Source organism: Pseudaminobacter soli (ex Li et al. 2025), from assembly GCF_003012705.1.
Classification (GTDB): Bacteria; Pseudomonadota; Alphaproteobacteria; order Rhizobiales; family Rhizobiaceae; genus Pseudaminobacter; species Pseudaminobacter soli.
In genome coordinates this window covers 26,618-37,860 of the sequence record NZ_PXYL01000031.1, presented here as the reverse complement: position 1 = coordinate 37,860, position 11,243 = coordinate 26,618, and the positions used below count along the sequence as shown (strand labels likewise).

Genomic DNA, 11,243 nt, shown 5'->3' with positions numbered 1-11,243 from the left:
TCACAAGCACCACGCGGCAGCACCTGAATTGCTGACACGATCCTTTGTGCCCATCGTTAGAGCCTGGAGCTTGCTATCCGGGGTACTTTCTTGCGCTTGACAGTTCCCGCCCCAAAAGAGAAGCCCGTCGGCGGCGGGCAGATTCCATGTCTAGCGCTCAGAGCATGAAGAACGGCGCCGCTGAGGTTCGGGGCGAAACTGCGCAGTGGCCAGCCGCTCATGCAGGGCGGCAGCGTGACAAGCGACCGCCGGGCGCACCCGTGAGGTAAGCACGCAGCCTCCGGTTCAGGAGTGTGACGGAGGCGGCCAGACTCTCGGTTTCCGGGGAGGTGAAATCAGCGAACGTCGCTCACATTTTGCTTCATCAAAAAGCCCGCCTCGGCGAACCGAGACGGGCAGCTTTCTCCTTGGCGAAGATGGTCCTTCCTCCCAGACCATCTGGACACTTTAGCCGCAACAATGTTGCCAATCATGTCAGGTAAAACAGCAGATCAAGCGAGAAACGTCCCGCTGCGTCAAACCGAAGAGCTCGCGTCCTTCGCGAATAGTTATAGAAAGCGCAGAGCGAATCCCTGCGGAAGTGGTCAAATTACTCTTTGTAAAATCTTCCGCACGAGAGATCGATATGGCGGCCTATTAGTTCTGATCTGCACTCCCTTGCGACCCCTCACGGCAGAAGCTGGGTGCTTCTTCTTTGGGGCATCACAGCGCGAGGATTTGAACCGTCCGAGGACGGCATCACCACGCCGCTCCGGCCGGAGCGGTTCGTCCATGCCCTTTCGCTGATTGAAGTATTTGACGCCGGGGTTAGATTCACACCGAGGAGGCACAATGAACCAGAGACCACATCGCGGCGGCTATCGCCGATGGCTTTACTGGATCCTGACGGGGCTCGTGGCGATCTTCGTCATCTGGGCGCTGTTTTCCATGGGTGGGCACCGCATGTCAGCAGTCACGAAATCGGGCGAGGTCCCAGCAAGAGCGGAATGACGCCGCCGTGAGGCGTGATAGTTGCTGTTAACTCTGTGAGGGAGTGCGTGAGGCGCTGCGATGTTATCGCTGCTATGACGGTCGCGTCCCGATTCCCCAATCGGGCAGGCCCGGCTTTCGCAGGCCCCCACAGGGATGTCGGGCCACCTTATTGATGCCGGTGATCGGATTGGCCCATTGATCCCACCGAAGACGAACGCTGATGCAAACGTGTCTGCTACTAGAGGGCCGCGAGCGACCGGCTCCTAGTCTCGTTGGGGCAGCGGAGAATAGTTGCCGGGGCTGATCGGGACGCCGACAAGGCCTAGGACGCCGGTAAGCCGTCACGCGCGGCACCATGGGTGATGATGATCTACCTTCCAGTCGACGGCCAGCACGGTGTTCTCCGCCTGGTTCAATTCCACGCGACGCGCCAGCCGACCATGGTGCGCTGCTCATCGTGCCACCGATCGTGGGACAACTCCTCCTGAAATGGCGGCGTCGCGATACGGCGCCCAAAATGAGGCTGCTGGAATTGAAGCTTGCCGTGCGCGCTGCCCGCGCCATATCGCTTGAGTGGGCATAGATTTTCGCACCGCCTTCGATGAAGCGCTGGCCTGGATCAGGGCAGAGTTCGATTACGCCGCCACGCCGTGGCTCCTCTTTCAAGCCGTCATCATCATATGCGTTTTCCTGGCGGCAAAGCTCGCAGCGCGGCGGGTCGAACCGCTCCTGGAGAGCCGGGCACGCCGGATCAAGGGGCATCCGGGATTGTTGCGGGTCGTAGTCGCGCTGTTGCGGCGCACCAACTGGATCCTCTTCTCGGTCTTCCTGCTTGTCGCGCTCATCCTTATGCGCAGCACTTGGCCAAGCCGGACGCATATCATCGTTATCGCGCTTTCATTGTCCTTGGCCTGGCTGTTTGCATCGGTATTGTCGCGGATTATCCGCAACCGCCTGGTCGGGCGCACGCTCGGCTGGCTTGCCTGGATGTATGCTGCCCTTGTCATTCTGGGCATCAACGACGAAGCTGGGGCCTTCCTCGACAGCATCGCCTTGCCTTTGGGCGCCATGCGCCTTTCCGCTCTTACGGTGCTGAAGGCAGTAGTGCTGCTCATCGCGACCGTCTGGCCGGCCGTCGTCCTCGGAAAATACCTCGACGAGCGTGTCCAGCGCTCCGAAGAACTGACACCATCGATCCGCGTCCTGGTTGGCAAGGTCGTAAAGATCGGCCTGGTGTTGGTGGCCGGTGCCATCGCTCTTTCTGCCGTCGGTGTTGATCTGACGGCTCTGACGGTATTCTCCGGCGCCTTGGGCGTCGGTCTAGGATTTGGGCTGCAAAAGGTCGTTTCAAATTTCGTCTCCGGCGTGATCATCCTTCTCGACAAGTCAATCAAGCCGGGCGACACCATCTCACTCGAAGGCACTTTCGGTTGGATACGCGAGTTGCGGGCACGGTTTGTTTCGGTGGTGACGCGTGACGGCCGCGAATACCTGATCCCGAACGAGGACTTCATCACCCAACGGGTCATCAATTGGTCGTTCAGCGACAATTTTGTGCGGCTCGACATAAATTTCGGAGTTTCTTATGACGCCGACCCACACAAGGTCAGCCAATTGGCGATAGAGGCAGCCATGAGTGTTGTCCGGGTCGAAACGGATCGGCGCCCGGTCTGCTGGCTTACGAAATTCGGCGAGTCCTCGCTGGATTTTGTCCTGCGCTTCTGGATTCACGACCCTCAACAAGGACTGACCAACGTGCGTGGTAGGGTGCTACTCGCGCTGTGGGACACGTTCAAGGAAAACGGAATAAGCATCCCGTATCCGCATCGCGAGATCGTCATGAAGCAGGATGGACACGCAATGGGCCAAGCGGAGACAGCGCGAAGATCGGTTAGTCGCGGCACTCCCAGAGGCCAGTAGCAGCAGCATGCGGTGATGACACCGCACGGGGAACGCCCGTGTTTTTTTGAGGGGCGAGTAGCATCTGCTTCTGGCGGTGCAACCGCGACCTCCAGCGTGGTCCGGGAGTTTTTTGCAGGCAGTGGCTAAGGTGACTGAAGGGCCGAAATGGGACGCGTTGCCGCCCGGCAGCTTGGGGCCGTGTATGGACTGTCCGGTTTGGGTATGGAATTGCGATGAGCTGCCATTCTGCTGCCGACTTCGTCGCAGTCACCGGCTTCAGACGCAGTGAACGGCTCGATTGCGCAGTCAACTGCCGTCCGAGGCTTGGTTAGAGTAGAGAGATAATGGATAGTAAGAGTTTGTCATGGCCTGACCCCGCCACCATAGTAACCTTCGAGGACGGCGACCCCGATGAGAATCCTTGGGTCTTGGGATATCCCCAAACTGAAGAGATTCAAATCGAAGTCTATTCGCCGGAATGGGCAAGTCTGTTCGCGAGCGCTAAGTATCTGATCGACGAGGCATTGCCCGGAGTTGCGCTGAGCATCGAACACGTTGGATCGACTGCGGTGCCGGGGCTACCTGCAAAGCCTGTGGTCGACATTGATCTAATCGTCGCCGAGCCCGAGCAGGAAGAGCAATATGTTCCCGCACTGACCGCGCTTGGCTATCGGCTGACGGTCCGAGAGAGATCTTGGTATCAGCACCGCATGCTGCGCCATGATAAGCCGCGGGTGAATCTGCACGTCTTCGGAACGGGGTGCCCCGAGCATATTCGCCATGTCCTGTTCCGCAACTGGCTTTGCGACCATCCCGAGGACAGGGAGCGCTATGCAAACACGAAGATGATGGCGAAAAATGGCGTGAGCACTGCGCAGGACTATAATCGAAACAAGCAGGCTGTGGTGCGCGATATTTACCGTATGATCTTTGAACATCGCGGCTGGGTAAATGCCGGGTAACGCGCGGAACGGCGGACATTTTTTAGCAGATATTCTGGTTTTGTTCTGCTAGCGTGCGGACGGTGATTCATTTCCAAGGAAGGAGAATATTGTGAGCGAAATCAGCGTTTCTTTGTCCCTTTTCGTTGAACATGGTCAGCAGCAGGCCGCAGCCGACTTCTACGCCGCCGCCTTCGGTGCGCAGAAGGTCCAGGATCACTTCCGTGATGGCCTGCTGATGGCCGTGGATCTCCTGATCGGCTCGATGCCGATTTCAGTAGCCGGAGCAAACCCCAAGCGCCAAGCCAATCCGGCCCTCGGCGGGCCTTTCCACCCACGATCCGCCGGAGCAGTGAGCGCGGTCCTGCGCGTCACAGTCAGAGACCTTGACACCGTGGTCGCCCAGGCGCTGGCCGCTGGTGCAACCGTGCGTGATGCCATCGAACAGGACGACACTGGCAGCCGCTCGGCAGCTCTCTTTGACCCGTTCGGCCACATCTGGAGCCTGACCCAGCTCAAGGCTGACGCCGCGCGCCTGGCCGCCTAAGCGATACCCCCTCGCCCAATCCACCTGCAGGAACCCGACAACTTCCGCCGCGGCCACACACGGCCGCCATTCTCGAATGGCACTCGCGCCGCCGTCCCCGCCGCGTCCAGCGCCAATGCGGGCCTCGCCCTGACAGGCGCCCGACCACCACCAGGTCGCCCATTGCCGCAGCTGCTTTTCTGAAGCTGCAATATTCAGCTGCAGCCAGGAAATATCTTGGATATCGAACCTCAATTGCTTGGAAATGCCGTCCATCGGGTTACCGCCTCAAGGGATCGCCTCCCCCATCGATCTCTCGCCATGTACATCATCCTGATGAGACTACGGGCGAGTACCTGTCAGCTTCTGTCAGGTTGGATCGATACAGTGTCGTTGAGCGAGCATTGTCGCTGGCGTTACTCGGGTCGGCCCTCAAAGAGTTCGAGGATGTTGCTATTTCAAGGCGCCGTTTCCTTCGGGGACGAAGGCAGTGGATCGGTGGAGCCGAAAACATGACCGCCGCCGGCTCCACCTGTCATCGATCACGCCTTCTCAATGAGGCGGTCCAACGCAACCTTCATCGCCTTGGCGCCTGCCTCCATCAGCGGGCCGACCGTTGCCGCGGCTTCATCGGGAAGAAAGTCGGCCGTCCAGACGACGCAGGTCAGTCCACCGCGCTCGAACACCTGGACGGAGCCATTGTAGTGCTTCAGGAAGGAGCTCTCGGCGCCCCAAACGAGGCGTCTCCTTTCCTCGTCGAGCGTGACGATGATCTCACGCGCCGTGACACTATTAAAGAAGGTGACAACACGCGCGCCTGGCTCAAGCCGGGTATCCAGGACGAAGCCCGGCACGAGACGCGTATGAAGCGCACCAATGTCCCTGATTGCATCCCACACCTGATCGGAGGGCGCGCTGGTAAGTATTTCCTGTTGAAGTGTCGCCATATGAATTCACCGCATCTTTCCGTTGTCGATACATCCCGACGGGGGGAGGCTTTACGCAGGAAGGCCGCAGTAGACCTCGATGCGATATCCATCGGGATCCTTCACGAAGGCCGCATAGTAATTCGGGTCGTAGTCCGCCCTCACGCCCGGCTTGCCATTGTCCGCTCCGCCACTCCTCAATGCAGCAGCGTGAAAGGCATCGACGCCGCCCCGGGTCGGAGCCGTGAAGCAGAAATGCAAGCCGGAAGAATCGTTCGGCTGAACCGGCTCTTCGCTTGCCAGAATCCAGAAGGCAACGCGGTCGGCGCCGTAGCCGAGCGAACTCTTGTCCTCACTGAGGCAGCGGTGGCCGAGCGGTCCGAGCGCGGCGTCATAGAACGCCCTGCTGCGATTGATATCTTTCACGCCGATGGAAACGTGATCGAACATGTTCAGGTCCTCCTTAGTTGGGATCGGCCATCGGTACGAGGTGGCGCTTTCAGACGCTTGGGGAAAATTGCTTATTTGAAAAGGAGGAGTGCCGATGAGCGGCAAGATAGAGGCGAAGCAGCTGGCCGCCGGCCCCGGTTGGTATGTGCAGGACGTGCTCTGTCATGCCGGCCCGGATGACGCGCCCTTCGAGGAGGAGCACAGCACCGTCGCGGTGGCCGCTGTCCTGAGCGGAACCTTCATTTATCGAACAACGGAAGGCAGGAATCTGCTGTCACCCGGTTCGATCCTGCTGGGCAATCACGGACGGTGTTTTCAATGTGGACATGAACACGGGGCCGGCGATCGGTGTCTTTCATTTCACTTCAGCGCCGACTCTTGGGAGGAAATAGCCGGTGCTGTGCCAGGCGCACACCACGGCAAGTTCGATGTGCCGAGCCTTCCGCCGACCACGGCTCTACTGCCAATCGTGGCGATGCTGGAGGGCGCGCGCGACATCGGGCGCCCGGCCATGGAGGAAGCCGCCCTCGATTTCGCGGGGATGGCGCTACGGCTCTCGGCCGATGTCAGCCGCGACAGACGAAGCCTTAGAACGTCGGACGAGCGACGCATTTCGGATGCCGTCCGACGCATCGAACTGACCGCGCATGAACTAGAAGGAGATCGACTGTCGCTGACCACCCTCGCCGGCGACGCAGGCATGAGCCGATATCATTTCCTGCGGACATTTCGCCGCCTGGTCGGCATGACCCCGCATCAATATGTGCTTCACGTGCGGATGCACAAAGCGGCGGTTTGGCTGCGGACCACAGACGCTCCTCTCACCGCGGTCGCTCTCGACGCAGGTTTCAACGACCTGTCGACTTTCGTCCGGCGCTTCCGCCAAATCATGGGCTCGCCCCCCGGCGAGTACCGCAACAATGCCCGACGCAGACCGAAATAGCCATCGACCTTCTCAACACGCTACGCGAGCTGGAAGCTTGGAAGGTCTCGGTCATCGCGCTACTTGTGTCGACTGTTCTGATCGCATTGTCTGGCTTTCATCTTTTGCCGCGGATCAGCAGGTTGCAATCGTCGATACAACTGGCTCCGTTTTCAACGTTCGCCTCGGTGCTGCCTACGTCGATATGAATGTGGCGGATGGGTTGGCCACAACAATTGATCAACTAACTTCACATTTATCGCTCAGCCAGATAGCGGCGCGGACATCTCGGCGGGCGGCGCTGAATTGAGCGGCGACTCGGCAACGGCTTCGTTACGCTGTCTGAAGACGTAAAGGCCGTATCAGTTGGGCCCCACGGTCGCACTTCACAAAACCGTCCCGTTGACGGCGACTGTTGACGGATTTGTCGAGGGCCAGGCTGCGTTGCTTTACGCAAGGGGCAGTTTCGATGCCAACCAATCGGCATCAAACATATCTCCTATCGCTAAGCAGCCACGAAGACGACCTTGCTGGCACGATCGATGCGCGCGCGGGTGTGTCTTTTCTCGCATTTGGCAGCGGCAAGCTCAGCCTCTTTGGTGGCATAGGCTTCCGCAATGACGTCTACAAAATCGTCAACCCTCGCTCAGCACCCGGCAAGGTCGCGAGCAACCCTGCCTCCAGGCGGCTGCGCTCGAAGCCAGGGACGAGGCGGGCAAGTCTGTTCTCTACCCTGCCAGCGAGCTTGATGTCTGTGATCACAAGAATATCGTGCCGTGCCGTGCGACAAAACGACCCGGGCTGAGAGGGAGGGATCAACTGTGATAAACGCAGGGATCGGCAAAACCTCCGATCCCTAAAACCTACCCCAAATTTTAGCACCTAAACACTTTTATCATTTATTTCAATTACTTATTGAATTGAGTGGAATGGTCCACAATCACCCATCAGGCGATCCAACGCCTTCGCGGGCCGACATCGAGATGACGAAGACGATCATCGACACCGCAAAACCGCTAGGCATTGCCGTTCATGATCACATCGTCATCGGCAAGAAGGCCTATGCCAGCATGAAGGGTCTCTTGTTGATCTGATCGGTCAACAGCCAGCCAAACATCGTTGAAGCACCAAAGAAAAAGGCCGCTCGATGAGAGCGGCCTTTTCGATTCTTCCGATGCGAAGACGCTTACTCGGCGTCGCCTTCCTTGGCGGCCTTCTTCTTCGGTGCAGCCTTCTTCTTCGGCTCTTCGGCAGAAGCGTCGTCGGCCTTCTTGGCAGCGGCCTTCTTGGTCTTCTTCTCGGCCTTGGCCTCGTCGCCGCCCTCTTCCTCGTCTTCAGCCATCAGCTCTTCCTTGCTGACCTTCTGGTCAGTCACGGAGATCTGGGTCAGCAGATGATCGATGACCTTCTCTTCGAAGATCGGCGCGCGGAGGGTAGCCAGCGCGTTCGGATTGCCGCGGTAGAACTCGAAGACTTCCTGCTGCTGGTTGGCCGGGTAGCGGCGGACGAAGTCGAACAGCGCGCGCTGCATTTCCTCGTCGGTAACCTGCACGCCAGCCTTCTCGCCGATCTCGGCCAGCACCAGGCCCAGACGCACGCGGCGCTCAGCCAGACGCTGGTATTCGGTGCGGGCTTCGTCTTCCGTCGTCTCTTCGTCGGCGAAAGTGCGGCCTGCGGCAGCCAGGTCACGCTGCACCTGGGTCCAGATGTTGTTGAACTCGGCCTCTATGAGCTTCGAGGGAGCCTCGAACTTGTAGCTCTCGTCGAGCTGGTCGAGCAGTTGACGCTTCACCTTCTGGCGGGTCATCGAGCCGAACTGACTCTCGACCTGGCCGCGAACGATTTCGCGAAGACGCTCGAGCGACTCGAGGCCGAGGTTCTTCGCGGTCTCGTCGTTGATTTCGAGCTCGCCCGGCTTGGCCACTTCCTTGACGGTGACGTCGAAGGTGGCTTCCTTGCCGGCCAGTTCAGCAGCGCCGTAGTTTTCCGGGAAGGTCACGGTGATGACCTTCTCGTCGCCGGCCTTGGTGCCGATCAGCTGGTCTTCAAAGCCCGGGATGAATTCCTTGGAGCCGAGGACCAGCGGCTGGTCGCTGCCGGTGCCGCCGTTGAACGGGGTGCCGTCGATCTTGCCGACGTAGTCGATCGTGACGCGATCGCCTTCCTCGGCCTTGCCCTTCTTCGGCTCGTAGGAGCGCGAGGATTCGGCAATGCGCTTGACCTGATCGTCGATCTCCGCTTCCGGCACGTCGAAGACCTGGCGGGTGACGGCGATCTTGGAGAAATCCTTGATCTCGATGGCCGGGATGATCTCGTAGGACAGCTGGAACTCGAAGTCGGCGCCGCCGGCGAGAATCTTCTCGGCTTCCTTCTCGTCCTCGGTCATGGTGACCTCGGGCTGCATGGCGGCCTTTTCGCCGCGCTCTGCAATGATGGTGCGCGTCGAGTTGGTGAGGATCTCGTTCACGACTTCGGCCATGAAGGACTTGCCGTAGACCTTGCGCAGGTGCGGCAGCGGCACCTTGCCCGGACGGAAGCCGTTGAGACGAACCTTGTCCTTGGCGTCATTGAGCCGTTCGACGAGCTTGGCTTCCATATCGCCGGCCGGAACGACTACCTTGATTTCGCGCTTAAGACCGGAATTGAGAGTTTCGGTAACCTGCATCATCAAACCTTTGTTTTCACGACTGCCACCGGGCAAACGGGCAAACCGCTCGACCTGCGGAGATCTTCGTGGCGGGATAGTCCTTCGGTACGGGTGAAGCAATCCCACCGGGATGGTTCCGCCATCACACAGCCATTGCTTTCAATACGCTCCAAACCTGGGTAAGACTTTGTTTTTACTGCTTCTTACCGCATTCGTCCGAAGCGTGAATTCACAACCCGTCACATTTGACACGCCTTTTGTCACAGACGGACTGTTTTTTCAACACTCTTCGCGTACCAAGACCGGTGGAATGCCTTTATCTTTGGGAGCATCGTTCGACTGCTAGATTGACAGAACGATGCCCACGTGAGAATGCCATTGCCAATGCGGATGTGGCGGAACTGGTAGACGCCCCGGATTTAGGTTCCGGTGCCGAAAGGCGTGGGGGTTCGAGTCCCTTCATCCGCACCAACCTTCCCCAATTGGCTATTGGGTTCAAAGAGTTGATTGATTTCAAAGGCTTGTAGTTACCCACCCGCTACAAAGGGCGCTACAAATGACCATTGCTATGCCTGCACTGACCCGAGCAAAGAACGGCGACTGGTTCGCCCGCAAGGTTATCCCCAGCGATGTGCGGGATGCCTACCAACGCGCCTACGGTGTTCGGCAGGAAGAACGCTTCCGACTCACCACAGACAAAACGGCAGGCGAGGCCAAGGCCGCGTTCGCGGATTGGATGGCAGACATTGAAGGGCGAATTGGCGCACTCCGGTCGGCCGCCACGGGTACGCCGGTCGCGCTCTCCCATCGGCAGCTCCATGAGCTTGTCGGGCGCTGGTATGATTGGTTCATCCTCCAACACGCCGACGACAACATGCCGGTGGCTGTGTGGGACCACCACTATGAACGATACGAGGACGCCACGATGGCGACCGGGAGCCTCGACCATCACGAGGAAGACGACAAGCCACGCTCACCGCGCCACGCCGCGAAGGTGCGGGCCATCGTGCTAGAGCTTTCCCGCCTCACCACGTTCCTTGCCGAGGAGGGCGTTAGGCTGTCCCATGAGGCCCATGACCAGCTTGTGGACACCCTGGAGCCCGATCTTGTCGCGGCCATGGCGTTGCTGCGCAGGCGGGCAGGTGGCGACTACAGGCCGGACACTCACCGGGAGCGGTTCCCCCAGGCAGCGAAGATCATCCCTGCCAATGCCAAGCTCACCGGCTGGAATGCTTGGGAAGCCTTCGAGGCATGGGTGAAGGAGAGGAAGCCGCAACAGTCCACCGTCAATCGGTGGCGGGGGGTCTTCGATCACCTCAAGAAGCATACCGAAGGTCGGGACCTGGCGCTGGTCACGGGCGAGGATGCAATAGGCTGGAAGGACACTCTTGTTGGAGGCGAAGCCAGCGGCCAAACTATCAATAACGTATGGCTGACCGCAGCCGGGACGGTGTTCAACTGGGTGAAGAGCCAGAAGAAGATCACCACCAATCCGTTTGAGGGGGTCAGGGTAGCGACGTCCCGTGGGGGCAACACCAAGGGCGAGTTCACAGAAGAAGACGCCGAGGCCATTCTCAAGGCTACGCTCGCTCCGCGCTCTCCCCGCGCCTCCCCATACCTCCAAGCGGCTATCCGCTGGGTTCCGTGGCTTTGCGCCTATACCGGCTCCCGACCAGGAGAGATGACCCAGCTCTGCAAGGAGGACATAGAGCAGCACCGGGACGGCTTCTGGATGCTGCACATTCGACCCGAGGCCGGGACCGTGAAGGGCTCCGTGGCCCGGACGGTGGTGCTACATGACCATCTGGTAGAGCAAGGCTTCGTCGCTTTCGTCCAGAAGGCCAAGCCGGGGCCGATCTTCTATGACCCCAAGGCCAGCGGCAGCAGGACTAAGGATGACGACCCGCTCAACCCGGTGCGCCCCATGTATGTCCAGGTTCGCCAGAAGTAGCCGATT

Annotated in this window: 9 protein-coding genes, 1 tRNA gene and 1 pseudogene; 8 read left to right on the top strand and 3 right to left on the bottom strand. The window is 59.4% G+C overall.

Annotation, left to right across the window (positions count from 1 at the left end):
* The first annotated feature begins 831 nt into the window (after positions 1–831).
* The 4 genes from C7I85_RS31245 to C7I85_RS28495 all read left to right on the top strand — a co-directional run bounded on the left by C7I85_RS31245 (position 832) and on the right by C7I85_RS28495 (position 4,362).
* Positions 832–990: a hypothetical protein gene (locus C7I85_RS31245; protein ID WP_181257439.1), complete on the top strand. Its 159-nt coding sequence runs from the start codon at positions 832–834 to the stop codon at positions 988–990.
* A gap of 561 nt (positions 991–1,551) precedes the next feature.
* Positions 1,552–2,892: a mechanosensitive ion channel family protein gene (locus tag C7I85_RS28505; protein ID WP_106727381.1), complete on the top strand. Its 1,341-nt coding sequence runs from the start codon at positions 1,552–1,554 to the stop codon at positions 2,890–2,892.
* 326 nt (positions 2,893–3,218) lie between these two features.
* A complete protein-coding gene (locus tag C7I85_RS28500; protein ID WP_106727377.1) occupies positions 3,219–3,836 on the top strand; it encodes a GrpB family protein in 618 nt (205 codons plus the stop codon).
* Positions 3,837–3,927: 91 nt separating this feature from the next.
* Positions 3,928–4,362, top strand: a complete 435-nt coding sequence (locus tag C7I85_RS28495) for a VOC family protein (protein ID WP_245445148.1) — start codon at positions 3,928–3,930, stop codon at positions 4,360–4,362.
* A gap of 521 nt (positions 4,363–4,883) precedes the next feature.
* On the opposite strand, the gene C7I85_RS28490 is transcribed toward C7I85_RS28495, so the two are convergent.
* Both C7I85_RS28490 and C7I85_RS28485 read right to left on the bottom strand, forming a co-directional pair.
* The gene (locus tag C7I85_RS28490) at positions 4,884–5,288 is read right to left on the bottom strand and encodes an SRPBCC family protein (protein WP_106727375.1); all 405 of its coding nucleotides are present in this window, start codon (positions 5,286–5,288) and stop codon (positions 4,884–4,886) included.
* Positions 5,289–5,339: 51 nt separating this feature from the next.
* Positions 5,340–5,717, bottom strand: coding sequence for a VOC family protein (locus tag C7I85_RS28485; RefSeq protein ID WP_106727374.1), 378 nt, complete (start codon positions 5,715–5,717; stop codon positions 5,340–5,342).
* Between the two features lie 94 nt (positions 5,718–5,811).
* Here C7I85_RS28485 and C7I85_RS28480 point away from each other — a divergent pair, with 94 nt between their 5' ends.
* Positions 5,812–6,660 (top strand): helix-turn-helix transcriptional regulator, encoded by an 849-nt coding sequence (locus C7I85_RS28480; protein WP_106727373.1) that lies wholly within the window; start codon positions 5,812–5,814, stop codon positions 6,658–6,660.
* Between the two features lie 908 nt (positions 6,661–7,568).
* Positions 7,569–7,733: pseudogene (locus C7I85_RS28475) on the top strand (JAB domain-containing protein); the annotation flags it as partial.
* A 92-nt stretch (positions 7,734–7,825) separates the two neighbouring features.
* On the opposite strand, the gene tig reads toward C7I85_RS28475, so the two are convergent.
* Positions 7,826–9,304 (bottom strand): trigger factor, encoded by a 1,479-nt coding sequence (tig, locus tag C7I85_RS28470; RefSeq protein WP_106727380.1) that lies wholly within the window; start codon positions 9,302–9,304, stop codon positions 7,826–7,828.
* A 368-nt stretch (positions 9,305–9,672) separates the two neighbouring features.
* Between tig and C7I85_RS28465 the strand changes: the two genes are divergently transcribed.
* Together C7I85_RS28465 and C7I85_RS28460 are read left to right on the top strand one after the other, a co-directional pair.
* Positions 9,673–9,757 (top strand) — tRNA-Leu (locus tag C7I85_RS28465).
* An 85-nt stretch (positions 9,758–9,842) separates the two neighbouring features.
* The gene (locus C7I85_RS28460; protein ID WP_106727372.1) at positions 9,843–11,237 is read left to right on the top strand and encodes a hypothetical protein; all 1,395 of its coding nucleotides are present in this window, start codon (positions 9,843–9,845) and stop codon (positions 11,235–11,237) included.
* Positions 11,238–11,243: the final 6 nt, after the last annotated feature.